This window comes from Pseudomonas sp. 32A (genome assembly GCF_052682255.1).
The window spans coordinates 5526626-5540507 of record NZ_JBQYLY010000001.1 but is presented as its reverse complement, the minus strand read 5'-3'; the positions used below and the strand labels follow the sequence as shown (position 1 = coordinate 5540507).

Here is a 13882-nt window from a genome sequence, read left to right as displayed (position 1 = left end):
GTGTTTCTCCAAGGCGGCCATTGCTGACCGCGCGTTGAGTTTGAGGCTTAACCGCCAGTAACAGGAGGCGTTGCGGTCAGCGTGATCATCACGCCGGCGGTGACTTTGTTGCTGCCCGCATGCTTGACCCAGTTGGCAGCGGAGCCCACGGCAGCCAGGGTTGGATTGGAACCGCCAGTGGTGGCTTTCCAGCTATAACCCAGCACATCGATGTTTACGGTGCCTTCCGCGCGGTAGCCGATGCTCAGGTTTTCTTCGTCGTTCACTTCGTAGGAACGGAAGCCCGGCGCCTGCGACTCGGTGATGGTTACGGCGTTTGGCAGCAGGCCGAAGATCACATCCGCCGGCGCGGTGTCGGTCACCAGTACCGGCTTGCCCAGAGTGCCCGGCAGGCCGCCGTAGATCACGACGCCAGCTTCTTCGTAGATCTTGTTGGTGATGGCTTCGTCGACGATGTCGAAGTAGGCGCTGGAGTGCATGACCCACAGAGCAATACGGCCGAACTTGTCGCCGAACTTGCGCATACCGCGAGTCAGCGTCTTCTTGCCATCGGTTTCGATGTTGGCCGAAACCACCATGTCAGCGTTGGAGCCGATGGCGGCACGCAGGCCAGCAGTTGCGTACTGGATGAAGCCTTCCAGGGTTGCATCAGCGACGTCGGCGCCGACGATCTGGGAGAACTCCTCGACCGGACGACCGCGGCGCTTGAATGCCTCTTCGGTGGTCTGGTACGGGCCGTACTTCCAGGGAGCTTTGACTCCAACAGCTTCACCAGCGCTGATCTTCTTGGCGGTTACCTTGCCGTCGGAGTTGACGTCGCGGTGCTCCAAGGAGCCGTTCAGCTTGTAGAGAGCGCGCTTGCGGAAGTCACCCTCGATCAGCTCGTTGTCCAGCACCATCGCGCCGTTGGACGATGCGTTAAATACATCTAGGTTGTCCTGGACACGCTCCAGGTATGCAGTTTGCGCCTCATCGTTGTAGATGATCAGGTCGCTGTTAACGGTTGTAGCCATGGGTCAATCCCCTTACTTTGGCAATGCGAGATATGCGGTTTGGCCGTGCTTGCGCTGAAAGTCGCGCTTCTGCTCGGAGGTCATTTCGGAGCGCTTGAATGCAGCCTTGCCGCCACCCCCGCCCGGGGCAAATGTCCCTGAAGCCCTTGGCCACAGATGAGGTGCGCTTTCGCGCAGAGATTCCGCCCACTCGAGCGGAGTCAAAGGGGTTTTGCCGTCTTTACCGAGGATGACCTGGCCGGATTCATCAACGGCGACTGCATCGCCATCTTCATTAAGGGTGAACACGCCTTTGGCGCGCAGGATGATGTCGTCTGTTGCTTCCGGCAGAGCGCCGGCCTTCAGTGCTGCGCCGCGTACCGAATCGCCCAGGACTTTGCCCTGGAACTTGGCAGCGAAGGATTCAGCCTTCTCGGCGCGCTCGCTGATCGTCTTCAACTGCTTGTCGTAGTCGCCACGCAGGCGCTCGGTGCGGCGGTTGAAGACCTCATCCACCTTGCCCTCGGTCAGCAGCTTGGTCTCTTCGTCCTGTCCCGCTCGACTGAGCAGGCCCTTGACGGCGTCGATGTCGATGCCTTCAAACTGTGTTTCGAACTGGGTCAGCTTGCCGGAGGTTTCCTTAAGCTTGCCCAGAAGCTCCGAGTTCTTGGTTTTGAGACCAGACACAGATGCTTCAACGGCAGTCGCGATAGCGGCCTTGATTGCCGGATTTTCCAGGTCGATTTCGTTTTCTTCTGCCACTGTGAGGCACCCCTTGGGTATGTGAAGCCCGCTTTGCAGGCACAAAAAAAGCCCCGCAGATGCGAGACTCGGAAGAAAGATGGTTTGCTACCGCTGCGGTCACTGAATTGGGTAAACTGATGTCAATGGATCCAAACAACTAATGGAGTAGTTCTCGCAAAATGAACCTAGAAAGGATCAAACACTTCACTCGTAAAGGCTATGTCATTGCAACGGCAGTCATTGCTTTTATCGCGGGCATTGTGACGATATACGGCCCGTTTTATGAATCAGGTCCAAAGCACAACCCAGCCTTTCTGGGGCGCTGGGAAAGCAACTACCAACACCCAGTTCCGGGCGGGAATATCGCCTTCAACGGCATCACTGAATATTTCCGTAACGGGCGATACAACGTGAACGGAACCCTAACGTTCTCAGGCGGCGCTGCCGACAAGCCGTTTTCTGCAGTAGTTCTCGCAAAAGGTTCAGGTGTCTGGACGGCTGACGACCAATTCTTAACGTTTACGCTGACAGGCTTTCATACCGAACCATCGACCTTTAAAAGTGGCGATGTAGAAATGCCGATTCCACTTCTGGAGAAACTGAGTGGAATTTCACTCCCTGACATGAACAAGCAATATGTTCCTGGCAGTTCGGATGAGTACAAAATCAAGTCTATAAAGCAAGATGAGATCGTTTCCCAAGGAAAGGACCCATCGGGCAATCCTTTTACAGTGGTCAGCTTGAGAGCTCCGTGAGCCACGCTAGCTGGCTATAAAATGCCTGCTCTCTCAAAAGCCAGTGGTTCTAAGCTCTTCATCTGAGCCAAGGTCAACGGCGCAAAGTTGCGATCAAGCTGCAGCTCGGCGAATCGCTCAACGGTCAAGCCTCCTTCACGAAACAGCTTGGCCCGTACTGGACCGATGGCAACGTCCTGGAAAGAAGCGGGCTGCTGCTGGAGCCAGTGGTAGTAGTCCAGGCTCGCACTGACCTGCTGGCCGCCATCGGCACCCACTGAAGCGCGGGTAGCGCCTTTGGCGAACATCTCGCTAAGTTTGGTCAGCAGAACGAACGTCGTACGGCAATTCGGGTGAAACGGCGGCCGTGGGCCTGAATCGACTGGAAACCGGCGTTTGTCCATCGAGCGACATAGCTGGCTGGTCTTGCTGTCCAGCGTAGCGACCATCTGGATCTCTTCGACAATATCCGTATTGGCCTTGGCCACCTCCATCCGTGCCTGGGACGACACATGCTGAATCGCGGTGTGCACGACCGTGCTGGCATTGCGGTTGGTGGTGGCCAGGATGCCGTCTTTGTATCCTGCCGCCTTGGTACCGCGAATGTTGCGGATGATCTGGAAATTCGTCTGTCCTTCGAAGAAGCCCTGCCGGATGGTGCCGGTGACGCGCTCGCGCTCGGCGCTGGTCCAACCCTTGATGAAGGCCTTAAGCAGCTTCCCGCCGCCGGTGCCACGTACACTGAGCGGGTTCGTCAGCACTGCGGTGCGAATTGCAGCGGCCGTCGGCGCGACCACATCCAGCGACACGCCAACCGGCGCCGACCTGGCAAGACTGGTCGCCTCAAATTCGGCCTCGTAGTTGGCGATGTCCACCAGGTCGAGGTTCAGTTGCGCACTGTAGCGGTCGAAGATGCCCAGCAGCAGGCTGTCGACCTCCTTCAGCAACGCTTCCAGGCGCTTCGTGTTGTATTCGGTCAGGTCCGACTGGGTGAGCCGATCGCGGATAGACCGGTCAATCTCCTTGAGGAAGGGTGCAAACTTGCCCACCTCCCCCGCCTTGAGCTTTTCGAGGAAGACCGCGTGCCGGATCGTGGCGTCAAGGATTGCTTGGTTTGCCGCCATTTGGTTTGTCCTCATCGTCCAGGCCTAGACCGTCGCCCTGCTCCTGCAATTCGCCGTCGATCTGCAGGTCTGTACGCTCTGGCGCAATCAGGCCCAGCTTGCGCAGGTAGGCCCGAAGGTCTGCCTTGGCGAAGCCGCCTTGCTGCCACAAGCCAACCAAGGCCGTGATCATCTGCGGATCAGCCGTCAGCTCTACGAACTCTTGATTGACCTGGTAGGCGACCTTCTTGTCAGCGATGCCCATGTAAGCGCAGCACCACATGATGGCTCGCGTGTATGCCTCGCTGACGTTTGCCACACAGCCAGCGAGCACCGACGTCGATGCCGACTGATCGCCGCGCGACTCGGTAGCTGTCTTGGTGGCAAGTGAAGCCACCACCATCCGTGCGCCGAGTTCGATCATCATCTGGTTCTTATCGGCCATTGCCTCCTTGACCAGCGTGTTCGGCGCCGGTTGTGCATAGCCGAATGCACCACCCGCCGGCAGCATCATCGGCGCCCTGGAGCCGACATAGACGCCGTTCTTCTCCATCCAGTCGCGCCACTGCTCATCAAGGCCGCTGATCCACGGCTGAGCCTGGCCACACCAGAAGACGCTGTCTTCGTAATCGGCACTGTTCCGGTAATGGCCCAGGTTGATCATGGCGATGTCGTACAGTGGCGACTCGTCGATGCTTGGGTCGTTGTTCTGCGCGCCGACGAAGGTGAACGGGATCTCCTTGAGACGCCCGGTGACGCCTTCCGGCCTGAACTCTTCGATGACCGCCAGCGGCCCGCCACCTTTCGGCCCGGACCGGCGCCAGACACGGCAAACGAAACCGTCATCCTCAAGCGCCAGCTCCCGGTACTGCTCAGCCGTCTTGTAGCCGAACCCTTCCGGGGTCTCCGGCGACTCGCGCAGCACGACCAGGGTAAGCACGCTGTGACCGTTCACCATGCCTGTGCGCCAGTTGATGATGTCTTCAGCGCAGTAGGACAGGATCACCGAGTGCCCTCCGATGCCGTCGTCCTGGTGATAGTCCACGTACAGCCCGTGGCGACCAGCTTCAAGCACCTTTTCAAGCGTGCCCTGGGAGTGTTGATAAATGCTCACTCCGGAGCCGTTGGCGTTGTCTTGCAGGTATTCCAGCTTCTTCGGCACCGTGAGTGTCGGGTCTTTATGGAAGGCCAGGCCCAGCAGCCCATTTCGGGTGTGCCCGGTGGCGTTCTTGAACACCGCCCGCTCGCGGTAAGCCCGGTTCCGGTCTTCGTTCTCTGGCGACTTGTCGTGCGCATTGATGTACGGCAGCCGATCGACTACCCGGTGCTGACCCGCGCAGACGTCGCGAACGGTCGCCCAGCGATCCAGCACTGCCGTGTATTCCGCCCGCTTGAAGGAGACGTCGTTGCTCATCGGGCGTATCCCATTTTGATAGCGGTGACCGGTTTGATGATCGGGTACTCGCGGTGGATGAAGTAGCCGCCGGCGTCGTTCGCGTGATCGATGCCGGCGGTTTTATCTGGCTCCCCGTTCGCGCCCCACACCTGCTGTTCCAGGCCATCGGCATAGGTCGGACAGGTGAGCGAGTTGACGAGGTAGCGGCGCTCGCCCTGCGCATTGCAGAAGACGGCGTTCATTGCGTTGATTCGGTCTTTCACCGGCGGGTTTGCCGCTGGAGCAATGACCGCGAACCCGGCCTGTTTGAGCATGGCCAGATCGGTGATGCTGGCATTCACAGACTTGCGCGAATCGCCCGAAGCATCCGGGTAGATCCTGATCTCGCAGGTCTTCTTGAAGTCATTGCCGTCGTGCTGCCAGTAGCGCTCTTTGATGCGGCGGATCATGTCCGGCGTGTCGTAGCCGTCGATCAGCTCATCTACGGCCCTGGGCAACCCCTGGCCGCGCTTAACGTGGGTAATCGCCGCCATCTTGCCGACGTTGAAGTCCATCCCGATGAACAGTGGCTCACCAGGCTGCACGGTGTCGAAGCATCCGTTGAGCTTTCGGTCATAGGCGGTGTATATCGTGCCGGACGTGAGGTTGACGAACTGGCCTTTGAGGTACGCCATGATCAGCTGCGGCGGATACGACTCCATGAGGGAGGCGATGTAGTCATCCGGAAGATTTAGCTCGTTGTCGAAGGTGCTGGCCTGCACCAGGCCGTACATTTCCTTGAGCGACGGCTTGTCGCGCAGCTGCTTTACGAACTGCAGGAAGACGAACTTGAAGCCTTCCGGCGTCGTGGTGACATCCACCCCGTTCTTCAGCCCAGGCAGGTTGTACCGCATCCGGGCAATGATCTTGCGCCAGGCCTGCTGCGCCTTCAGTGCAGTCAGCACGTCCAGCTCATCCACCAGAGCATGGCCAATCTTGAAACCGACAATCGTCTGCGGCTTCTCCATCGACCTGCAAATCACAGTCCCGCGGTACTGCCGGCCGCTGTAGATGTGAACTTCGTGGTTCGCTTGGTTGATCTTGGTCTTCAGCCCCCAGTCGTAGGCCACCTCATCCATGGTCGGATAGAAGATGTCCCGAATCTGCGGGTAAGTCGGAGCGAAGTAGCCGGCGTTGACGCCGGGCCACTCCATGAAGTGCTTGCTCAGTGCCGAGCATCCCACCCAGGTCTTGCCCGAGCCGAACCCGGCAACGAACGCGCGGAATTTGTGGGGCAGCGTGAGGAACTGAGCCTGTGGAACATTAAGGCTCGGCATTCGGCTTCCTCGCATCCACCACGTCGACCTGGATGCGGGTCGGGATCACCGGTTCGTCGCCGGCTTCTTCCTTCCTGGCCCGGTTGACGTAGATGTCGCCGCATTCTTTGGCAGCCTGCTCCAGTAGCTGGGCAGTCAGCGCCATATTCTTCATGCCTTCGGCTTTCTCAGCCATGCGGCTCAGGGCGCGCAGTCGGAAGGCTCGATTGGCGATCGGGATGTCTTCAGTTTCTTCGCGGAACCGCTTGCGGCTCTCACGGAACATCGTTGCCCACTTCTCACCCAGCGCTTTGCCGGCTGCCTTTGTTGGGTCGTGTGATTCGCACTGCTGGCGAGTGACAACAACGTTGAATTCTTTTAAGACGGCCTCAACCACCTGAGAAGGTGTGTCAAAGCACGCGAGAGCCTGAACAATAAAGGCTTTCACCTCACTTCGAAGAGCTGCCATTGGCGATCATCCGTCTTAACCTGTCTAAAATCAGGCCGACTTGAGCAGACAGGTTCCGCAGGCCCTCGATATGTTCAATTTCCCCACCTCGGCAGGACTGTTTGCAGCATCCACCAACGCTTGAACGTCAGGGCTTGCACCGTAGCGGCGAACCACACCGACGAACTCTTCTACGTCGTGGCCCTGAAGCTTAAGCTTGGGTGCGCCGTCTTGGGTGAAGGCTGGTTGACCGTACTTATCGGTCGCCTGGGCGATGTGATAAAGCTCGTGCTCCAGGAGCGCACAGAACTCAAGGTCGCTGCACTGGGCGCAGTAGTCGGCGGCCAGGGTAATGATGAAAGCCGGCACATCGCCAAACCAATCACGCATCTGTTGCTCCATCCGGGCTTTCTGCCAACCACCAGCGCGGAACGTTACCTGCTCGGCCTGGCCCAGCACTGTCCTGCCCTGCTTCTCGAAGCTCGACGACGCCCACATGACCCGGATGTCTGCATCCAGTAGGTGGGCATGGTCTTCGTTGTGAATGCTGCCGGTGTCGGCAAGGATCTCGGTTTGGAGCCACTCCCACACCTCAGGCGCGGGCGTCAGGCGAACACCGAAGTCGGATAAGTCGGACAGTTCAAGCGCTGAAAGTGGAGGGCTCGGCCTGATCAAACCCACACCTCCAAACTTGAAATAATGAGCTGCCTCCTGCAAATATATGGAGGACTTAGCTAAGGAGCAGCAAATGGTAATGTCGTGCCGTGACCCACAAGGTTTAGTGAAGCACATTGAAATTACATACCCTGATGCCATTCGGTCTGCTGTAAATACGGTTGGGGCTGAACAGTTTACATTTCCTGATGGCCTTGTAATTAACATCTACCCAAGGGGAACCATTCACTTTCAGGGTAAATTGACCGCCATTCGGGCTAAGTTGGAGGCTCAAGTCGTAATTCTTAACAGACGATAGCCAGGCGGCATCAATAATAACTTCGAAAAGGACTACCTAGGAGTCATAGGCGATCACGCCATCTTTGTAGGCAATGGTCGTCATGCGGTCACCTGCTGCAGCCATTCTTCAATGATCCGCTTCACCACCGGCTCAGTCAGGATAGAGGGCGGCTTGTCGCCGGCGATCACCGATTGGACCAGAGCGTGCGGGACTACGTGGGCACCATCACTGGCTACCACCATCAGGTGCGGGCGCTGGTCGGCTATGTCGTAGATGGTCGCAGTCATTGCGTCACCATCTGGCGTGTCTGTGCATGGGCGTGACCGTGGAGCAACCCAACGATCAGGCCCTGGGGCAGCCCGGCAGCCTTGGCGGCGTCCACGGCATCGGCAATGGCCTTGTCGAGAGCGCTTACTGCCGTGTTGATTTCCGGGCTCATCGGCAGCGCGTGGCGCAGTCGGGTGACGTTGCTCATGATGCCTTCAGGGTCAGCACAGTGATCTCACCCCATACAGGATGAATGTCGACTGTCTCGCCGTCGGACGCCTTTAAAGGCTGGTCGGCGACAACTGCGATACCCGCCTTTGTGTCGCACCAGATCACGTGGGTAGCTGGCTGGCCGTCGATGATCACTTCCCGCCGGCCCCGTCCATCATCCCAATAGTGGACGTGCTCGCCTGATTGGTCGCTCATGTGTTGTGCCCTTCCAATGGCTGAGCAAAAGCGAAAGTCACACCATCATCCGGGCAGTACGTGGAATAGGCGGCGCTCTGAAGGATCACATCGTCGACAAGTACTTCCGCAGCGGCATCACCATACTTCGAGATCAGCGCAGCCTTCAGGTCATCCACGGACAGCGTCAGCGTGATGTCGTTGAAGTGGATCAGCGTCTTCTTGATGCCCATGTCTACCTCAAACCTCGCGCCACGATTTGGCGCATTCGAAAACGTGGCGCGGATTACTGCGATACCCGGTTGAGGGCTTCGTCCGCTTTGTCGGCAGCCTGGGCCGCCGTCGTTGCAGCCTTCGTCGCTTTGTCGGCGGCGGTACCGGTCTTGCGAGTCAGCTCTTCCAGGCGTTTATCACGCTCAGTCATCGCGGTGTCGTACGCCTCGCGGATGCCCTTGACCTGATTGCTCTGGCTCTCGGCGAGCGACCAGTAGGCGGCCTGGTAACCCAGAACGGCACCACCACCCACCAGCACGACGGCAATGGCCCAGACCTCGGCCCGGCGCCACCAGCGGCGGGCGATAAATTCCAATGCGCATCTGTCCATCAGGCGATCCCTCCCAGCTTGGTGCGCAGGCGAGTGATCTCGTCGCTCTGTTGCGTCACTCGATCAGTGAGTTGAGCGACCTGGCTGGTCAGCGCTTCGATCTTGCCTTCCATGCGCCCAACGGCGGCTGCCAGGTCATTCCGCTCTTTCGCGAACTGATCAGCGCGGGCCTCGGCTTCTTTGCGGGCGGCGCGCTCCTGGTTCAGTAGCTCGTTGAGGCGCTTCAGGGTGCCGATATCGGCGCTGTCCATCGCGCGGTCAGTCGCATCCTTTGAAAGGAACCGGCGCAGCCATAGCAGGCCGCCCAGAACTACCGTGGCACTACCGCCCAGCCAGGTAGCTGTGCCTGGGCCGAGGTCAGTTGGGTCCATCGTTACTCCGCGCTTTGTTGTTCTCCCTGCCCGGGAGTAGGTGATTAAGGTTTTTCCGCAGAAGAATCAGACGCGTCCTACATCTTTAGCCTGAACTCATAGAGATAATCGGGCATACGTGCATCAGCAAATAAAAGGGAATGCAAGTGCTAGTTATCACCAGAACCCCCAACGAACTCCTACGCGTCGGCGAAGAAATCCAAATCAAGGTGATCAAAGTCGATGGAGACATCGTGTCTGTGGGGATTACCGCTCCCAAAGATATGTCGATCACTCGATCTGAGCGGCGCTCTCGGAATCTGGACGACGATGCCGCAAAGACGTCACACCCATTCGACTCCGTGGGTCATATTTGAAATAGGTCAGCCCCGGCGGCGCTCCCTGCTTAGAGCGAAGGGCGTGGCGGGGCCGAAAACGAAAAAGCCGAGCTTGATGGCTGGGCCTTGAATGGGTGCGCGACCTTAGCCGCGCGGTATTGCTTGAAAGCCCTGCATCGCTACACCGCAGCAGGGCTCGTCCTTCGTCGTAACTTATGCAACAGTACCGTCGGCGCTCAGCACATCCCAAGACATCTGGACTGGGATCACGAAATCCGCACTTGTATTCATGAATACACCATTTCCTGCGGGAACAAATACATCGTTCGTAAGCAAATACCCACTCGGAACTCGAATTTGGGTCAAGTCAAACCGGTCGCCGGTAGGGCGACTTGTGCCATAGGTAATTTCGCGGCCGTCAGTTAAGGATCGCAGAATTAGACCATGCGGGTTGTCTTGCGGCGCGATCAATGTTGCGATAAATACCGCGTTGCCGTTGATAGTGATGTTTTGAAATTTTTTACCGAGTGTACGTACAGTCATATTGTCACCTATTGAGTCGAATGATTTGTAGCGGAGGATTCCGCTTTCATGTCGCTCAGAGGCGATGACGCGAGGTTCTAGACCTTCTTGTAATCAGGCCCACTGCAATGCTGCGGGCCTGAATAGGCACATCCATCAGTGTTTAGAACTCATAGCCGATATGGCCATAAGTCGGGTACGGACTGGTGCTGTTTTGCTCCGGATCAGCGTTGTTCGGGTAGTACACTTTGCGAGCGCGGATCGTCGGCGTGTAGCCAAATCGAGCCCAAGCGGGACGCGCCTGAGTGATGGTGAGCCGGCCGTTTGCCTGAAGGCTCAGAACCGCATCTGGATTCCCACCTGTATTCGTATGCCACAAAGCAACTCCGCTGGCGTTGAAAATCACCAAGTTGCCGTCACCCTGCATCAAGCAACTGGTACCGCCCTTGCCCTGGGTGTAGCTCGCCCAAACAAGAGCGTTGCCTGGGCCGTAGACAGCCAGATTCCCATCACTTTGGAATACCACGCCAAAGCTACCAACGCTGTAGATCTTGCCGACCTCAAGGAAAGTGTTAGGCGGGAAGATGTATGACGGTTGATCGTAAACAATCGGCAGGCCGGAGGTGGTCCAAAGCGGAGCCAACTCAACGATCACCATATTGCCGTCGTCCTGCAGCTGAAGATGAGTTCGCTGTGCAAGGGTATCGTGGTACTTATCGCCGCCCGGAACGTCGCTGTTTTGTGTCTGCCAAATGCGCTGACGCCTAAAGTCGTTCAGCACCAGGCTGTAGTTCATGAAAAGCTGAGGCGTCGAAACGGCCTTCCACTTGTAGATCATCTGGGTCACGTACGCATTACTTGCGTCTGCAATCCATACGATTGATTCTCCATCGTATAGTGCCAGATTCTCGTCCGACTGATAAACCAGTCGGAAGCGCTTATTAGGCGACTGCAGAAACTGGCCAGCGCTCATGAGGTTTCGCGGCGGAAGCACGGAGCTGCCATTGGCTGTGAACGGAGTAAATTGAAAACTCATATTGTTTACCTATTGAGTCGACTGATTGTTCGCGGAGGATTCCGCACTCATGTCGCTCAAAGGCGATTGCTCGAGGCTCGTGGCCTTCACATGATTCAACGTCCCGCATCGGGAACACTTGATCTGGAGCTCTGTAAACCCACCCGTTCGGGCGAGAAGTCTTTTGCAGTTACCGCATCTGATTTCTCTCAACATCTGCAAATCCTTTTGCTGAATCGCCCTTTCCGTGGGCAATAAAAAGCCCCGCACTTGGCGAGGCTTGGCGAAATGCGTAGCGGCTATGTCGATCGGGCGAACGAGTTCCACTCTTCAATGGCGTCATCGGCCGCAGACTTATGCTTCCGAATAGCACCTTGCCGCTCCTCTACGAAATCAGTGATGCAGGATTGTACTGCTCCACCTCGGCGTTGAATTGATCACGCTCGTTCTATTCTTCAAATTCGTGTGGAACACTTAGCTAGCTATAGTAATGTGAAGGCTAGATTGTGTCGGCAAACGCCAAAGGCGATAGCAGCATTCCGAGCAGTAAGAGAGCTCGCATCGTCCTTTGCCTCGCATCAAAAAACCCGACCTCATGCCAAACTTTATTGTACAACCTTGACTCGCAAGATCGGCAAGATGGATAAATATTCTCTCACTTTCTCACTCATTGCAACATCTTTTTTCCACAGCGTGAATCTATTGTTTCGCTCCTCCACAGCGAGCGGCAAGGCCTTGCGATCTGTTTCCTATCTTAGGCTTGATTCAAGCTGACGCCAGAACTCCTGGATCATGGCCATAGGAAGCATGCCTATGGACGCCATGAACAAATGAAGTCGAAGATCTATTAGGGATCTGATAACGTCTAGCCCTAAGACCGTGTCATAGGAGGTTAATCATGGACGCAGACACCACTATCCCTGACTACGAAACAGTACGCTTACTACGCGTCGCTGACCTTTGTTCGCAAGATGATCAAGATGACGAAGTCTTCGAAAAGATGATCTCAATCACTTCTGAGTATTTTAGTGCCCCTATCGCATTGATTTCGATCGTTGATAAGCATCAACAATGGTTCAGGGCTCGCATCGGGATTGAGCAACGCGCCACACCACGAGGCGTATCGTTCTGCGCCCACTCACTGCAGGATAGAAAGGCGCTGGAGGTTTTGGATGCGCAAAAGGACGAGCGCTTCAAAGATAACCCCATGGTAACCGGCGCCCCCTTCATTCGCTATTACGCTAGCGCACCACTCCTCACTCCGGATGGTTTTTCCTTGGGCAGCCTGTGCATAATTGACACTTCCCCGAGAGGCCCAATGAGCAAGCGAGATGCAGTAATGCTCGTTCATTTTGCTCACCTGGTCGTAATGCGGATTGTGGGCTTGCGTTCCCGAAACTATATAGACCAGCCTACTGGGCTGTTTAATCGAGTCCGCCTGGAAGAAGACATTCGCCAAGCGAGTTCCAGCGGCACCCCTCACAACTTATATGCAGTAGATGTAATATCTCCAAAGTTCTTGAATGACGTAGTGAAAGCACTTGGATATAGCTTCTCCCAAACTCTAATGCTTAACGTGAAGGATCGCCTCCAGTCTCTATTACCAAAGAATTACCTTTTGTACAAAATCAGCCCCACGCGTTTTGGCTTCCTCCTAGCCGCGCGCGAACCTGTCAAACGTCTCTGCTTAGAAATACTTTCGAGTTTTGATGATCCGGTTGATTGCGAAGGAATTCCAATCCTTATGCAGACAGGCATAGGGGTATTGCCGATCGCCAATGCAGAAGCTAAGGATTGGCTGCGCTTGGTAGTTGGGGCTGCAGACGACGCTAGAGCACGACGCTTGGGGTGGACGCTATACCAAGCTGAATTGGATGCCGCTCAGCAACGGGCATTCGTGCTATTGAGCTCCTTATCAGATGCTGTCCGGTCCACAAACCAACTGAGCTTAGTATTTCACCCAAAAGTGAACTTGCCCGACCTTGACTGCGACAGTGTTGAGGCTTTGATTCGCTGGTCACATCCTACACTCGGTGTTATTAGTCCCGCAGAATTTATACCGCTGGCAGAGAAAACCGCACTGATGCACTCAATAACTTTATGGGTACTTGACTCTGTAGTAGCTCAAACGAAGGTTTGGAAAGCAAAAGGTATTGAATTACGAATTGCAATGAACGTGACTGTCAGCGATCTTGAGAACTCGAAATTCGTAGATAATATAAAGGAGTATATAGATAACGGAGACCTTCAGCCAAAAAGGCTTGAGCTTGAATTCACAGAAAGCATGCTCATGTCAGACCCTAGGATAGTTATTGAACAGCTAGAGCGCGTCCGCAATTTTGGAATTGAGATTTCCGTGGATGACTTCGGAACTGGCTATAGTAATTGGACATACTTGCGACAGCTTCCAGTTAACACGGTGAAACTCGACCAGTCATTGATTAGTAATCTCGACTCAAATGAAAAAGACAAACGGCTAGTTAAGACATTGATAGAGCTTGCTAAAGGCCTAGGGTATCGAGTCGTAGCAGAAGGGGTAGAAACAGAAAGCATATTGGGCCTCATCACTCGCTGGGGCTGCTCAGAAGCTCAAGGGTACCTGATCACCAGACCTCTGCAAGCAGAACTGCTTGAAGCATGGATAGAGAAAGGTGGTTTCGCTGCCGCTTCTCTACAGGCCTAAAGTGCCAATCATTTGGCGTTTTTCCAGTTCA

19 protein-coding genes are annotated in these 13882 nt (G+C 55.9%); 3 read left to right on the top strand and 16 right to left on the bottom strand.

Going from position 1 to position 13882, the window contains the following annotated elements:
• Positions 1-47: 47 nt before the first annotated feature.
• Together ACUN0G_RS25385 and ACUN0G_RS25380 are read right to left on the bottom strand one after the other, a co-directional pair.
• Positions 48-1013 carry a major capsid protein gene (locus ACUN0G_RS25385; RefSeq protein WP_042572010.1) on the bottom strand — a complete coding sequence of 322 codons (966 nt, stop codon included), beginning with the start codon at positions 1011-1013 and terminating at the stop codon, positions 48-50.
• A 12-nt stretch (positions 1014-1025) separates the two neighbouring features.
• Positions 1026-1754, bottom strand: coding sequence for a hypothetical protein (locus ACUN0G_RS25380; protein WP_017479625.1), 729 nt, complete (start codon positions 1752-1754; stop codon positions 1026-1028).
• Between the two features lie 161 nt (positions 1755-1915).
• Here ACUN0G_RS25380 and ACUN0G_RS25375 point away from each other — a divergent pair, with 161 nt between their 5' ends.
• Positions 1916-2491: a hypothetical protein gene (locus ACUN0G_RS25375; protein WP_445574609.1), complete on the top strand. Its 576-nt coding sequence runs from the start codon at positions 1916-1918 to the stop codon at positions 2489-2491.
• Positions 2492-2505: 14 nt separating this feature from the next.
• On the opposite strand, the gene ACUN0G_RS25370 is transcribed toward ACUN0G_RS25375, so the two are convergent.
• The 11 genes from ACUN0G_RS25370 to ACUN0G_RS25320 all read right to left on the bottom strand — a co-directional run bounded on the left by ACUN0G_RS25370 (position 2506) and on the right by ACUN0G_RS25320 (position 9314).
• A complete protein-coding gene (locus ACUN0G_RS25370; RefSeq protein ID WP_445574608.1) occupies positions 2506-3594 on the bottom strand; it encodes a minor capsid protein in 1089 nt (362 codons plus the stop codon).
• Entirely contained in the window at positions 3569-4987 is a 1419-nt protein-coding gene (locus ACUN0G_RS25365; RefSeq protein WP_445574607.1) for a DUF4055 domain-containing protein, read from the bottom strand. Before ACUN0G_RS25365 ends, ACUN0G_RS25370 begins: the two co-directional genes overlap by 26 nt.
• Positions 4984-6285: a terminase large subunit domain-containing protein gene (locus tag ACUN0G_RS25360; protein ID WP_445574606.1), complete on the bottom strand. Its 1302-nt coding sequence runs from the start codon at positions 6283-6285 to the stop codon at positions 4984-4986. Before ACUN0G_RS25360 ends, ACUN0G_RS25365 begins: the two co-directional genes overlap by 4 nt.
• Positions 6272-6733 (bottom strand): DUF2280 domain-containing protein, encoded by a 462-nt coding sequence (locus ACUN0G_RS25355; protein WP_242201978.1) that lies wholly within the window; start codon positions 6731-6733, stop codon positions 6272-6274. Before ACUN0G_RS25355 ends, ACUN0G_RS25360 begins: the two co-directional genes overlap by 14 nt.
• A gap of 30 nt (positions 6734-6763) precedes the next feature.
• Complete coding sequence (locus ACUN0G_RS25350) at positions 6764-7387, bottom strand: putative metallopeptidase (protein ID WP_445574605.1); 624 nt, start codon at positions 7385-7387, stop codon at positions 6764-6766.
• 378 nt (positions 7388-7765) lie between these two features.
• Positions 7766-7954: a hypothetical protein gene (locus ACUN0G_RS25345; protein WP_445574604.1), complete on the bottom strand. Its 189-nt coding sequence runs from the start codon at positions 7952-7954 to the stop codon at positions 7766-7768.
• Positions 7951-8142, bottom strand: a complete 192-nt coding sequence (locus tag ACUN0G_RS25340) for a hypothetical protein (protein WP_445574603.1) — start codon at positions 8140-8142, stop codon at positions 7951-7953. The genes ACUN0G_RS25345 and ACUN0G_RS25340 overlap by 4 nt, the downstream gene beginning before the upstream one ends.
• Positions 8139-8360, bottom strand: a complete 222-nt coding sequence (locus ACUN0G_RS25335) for a hypothetical protein (protein ID WP_445574602.1) — start codon at positions 8358-8360, stop codon at positions 8139-8141. The genes ACUN0G_RS25340 and ACUN0G_RS25335 overlap by 4 nt, the downstream gene beginning before the upstream one ends.
• Complete coding sequence (locus ACUN0G_RS25330; RefSeq protein WP_445574601.1) at positions 8357-8572, bottom strand: hypothetical protein; 216 nt, start codon at positions 8570-8572, stop codon at positions 8357-8359. Before ACUN0G_RS25330 ends, ACUN0G_RS25335 begins: the two co-directional genes overlap by 4 nt.
• 53 nt (positions 8573-8625) lie before the next feature.
• A complete protein-coding gene (locus ACUN0G_RS25325) occupies positions 8626-8943 on the bottom strand; it encodes a hypothetical protein (RefSeq protein WP_102368948.1) in 318 nt (105 codons plus the stop codon).
• Entirely contained in the window at positions 8943-9314 is a 372-nt protein-coding gene (locus ACUN0G_RS25320) for a chemotaxis protein (RefSeq protein WP_025856073.1), read from the bottom strand. The genes ACUN0G_RS25325 and ACUN0G_RS25320 overlap by 1 nt, the downstream gene beginning before the upstream one ends.
• Positions 9315-9454: 140 nt before the next feature.
• Here ACUN0G_RS25320 and ACUN0G_RS25315 point away from each other — a divergent pair, with 140 nt between their 5' ends.
• Positions 9455-9670 (top strand): carbon storage regulator, encoded by a 216-nt coding sequence (locus ACUN0G_RS25315; protein ID WP_445574600.1) that lies wholly within the window; start codon positions 9455-9457, stop codon positions 9668-9670.
• 174 nt (positions 9671-9844) lie between these two features.
• Here the strand turns inward: ACUN0G_RS25315 and ACUN0G_RS25310 are convergent, their stop codons facing one another.
• The 3 genes from ACUN0G_RS25310 to ACUN0G_RS25300 form a co-directional block, all read right to left on the bottom strand.
• Positions 9845-10174: a 3-methyladenine DNA glycosylase gene (locus ACUN0G_RS25310; protein ID WP_445574599.1), complete on the bottom strand. Its 330-nt coding sequence runs from the start codon at positions 10172-10174 to the stop codon at positions 9845-9847.
• 142 nt (positions 10175-10316) lie between these two features.
• Positions 10317-11189 (bottom strand): putidacin L1 family lectin-like bacteriocin, encoded by an 873-nt coding sequence (locus tag ACUN0G_RS25305; protein WP_445574598.1) that lies wholly within the window; start codon positions 11187-11189, stop codon positions 10317-10319.
• Positions 11190-11198: 9 nt separating this feature from the next.
• The gene (locus ACUN0G_RS25300) at positions 11199-11384 is read right to left on the bottom strand and encodes a zinc finger domain-containing protein (protein ID WP_445575594.1); all 186 of its coding nucleotides are present in this window, start codon (positions 11382-11384) and stop codon (positions 11199-11201) included.
• A gap of 682 nt (positions 11385-12066) precedes the next feature.
• Between ACUN0G_RS25300 and ACUN0G_RS25295 the strand changes: the two genes are divergently transcribed.
• Positions 12067-13851 carry a sensor domain-containing phosphodiesterase gene (locus ACUN0G_RS25295; protein WP_445574597.1) on the top strand — a complete coding sequence of 595 codons (1785 nt, stop codon included), beginning with the start codon at positions 12067-12069 and terminating at the stop codon, positions 13849-13851.
• The last annotated feature ends 31 nt before the right edge of the window (positions 13852-13882 follow it).

Coding starts and splice junctions, on each gene's coding strand:
- ACUN0G_RS25370 (WP_445574608.1), bottom strand. CDS start 3,594: ATGGCGGCAAACCAAGCAATCCTTGACGCCACGATCCGGCACGCGGTC.
- ACUN0G_RS25325 (WP_102368948.1), bottom strand. CDS start 8,943: ATGGACAGATGCGCATTGGAATTTATCGCCCGCCGCTGGTGGCGCCGG.
- ACUN0G_RS25375 (WP_445574609.1), top strand. CDS start 1,916: ATGAACCTAGAAAGGATCAAACACTTCACTCGTAAAGGCTATGTCATT.
- ACUN0G_RS25360 (WP_445574606.1), bottom strand. CDS start 6,285: ATGCCGAGCCTTAATGTTCCACAGGCTCAGTTCCTCACGCTGCCCCAC.
- ACUN0G_RS25295 (WP_445574597.1), top strand. CDS start 12,067: ATGGACGCAGACACCACTATCCCTGACTACGAAACAGTACGCTTACTA.
- ACUN0G_RS25355 (WP_242201978.1), bottom strand. CDS start 6,733: ATGGCAGCTCTTCGAAGTGAGGTGAAAGCCTTTATTGTTCAGGCTCTC.
- ACUN0G_RS25300 (WP_445575594.1), bottom strand. CDS start 11,384: ATGTTGAGAGAAATCAGATGCGGTAACTGCAAAAGACTTCTCGCCCGA.
- ACUN0G_RS25340 (WP_445574603.1), bottom strand. CDS start 8,142: ATGAGCAACGTCACCCGACTGCGCCACGCGCTGCCGATGAGCCCGGAA.
- ACUN0G_RS25335 (WP_445574602.1), bottom strand. CDS start 8,360: ATGAGCGACCAATCAGGCGAGCACGTCCACTATTGGGATGATGGACGG.
- ACUN0G_RS25365 (WP_445574607.1), bottom strand. CDS start 4,987: ATGAGCAACGACGTCTCCTTCAAGCGGGCGGAATACACGGCAGTGCTG.
- ACUN0G_RS25320 (WP_025856073.1), bottom strand. CDS start 9,314: ATGGACCCAACTGACCTCGGCCCAGGCACAGCTACCTGGCTGGGCGGT.
- ACUN0G_RS25385 (WP_042572010.1), bottom strand. CDS start 1,013: ATGGCTACAACCGTTAACAGCGACCTGATCATCTACAACGATGAGGCG.
- ACUN0G_RS25315 (WP_445574600.1), top strand. CDS start 9,455: ATGCAAGTGCTAGTTATCACCAGAACCCCCAACGAACTCCTACGCGTC.
- ACUN0G_RS25305 (WP_445574598.1), bottom strand. CDS start 11,189: ATGAGTTTTCAATTTACTCCGTTCACAGCCAATGGCAGCTCCGTGCTT.
- ACUN0G_RS25330 (WP_445574601.1), bottom strand. CDS start 8,572: ATGGGCATCAAGAAGACGCTGATCCACTTCAACGACATCACGCTGACG.
- ACUN0G_RS25345 (WP_445574604.1), bottom strand. CDS start 7,954: ATGACTGCGACCATCTACGACATAGCCGACCAGCGCCCGCACCTGATG.
- ACUN0G_RS25310 (WP_445574599.1), bottom strand. CDS start 10,174: ATGACTGTACGTACACTCGGTAAAAAATTTCAAAACATCACTATCAAC.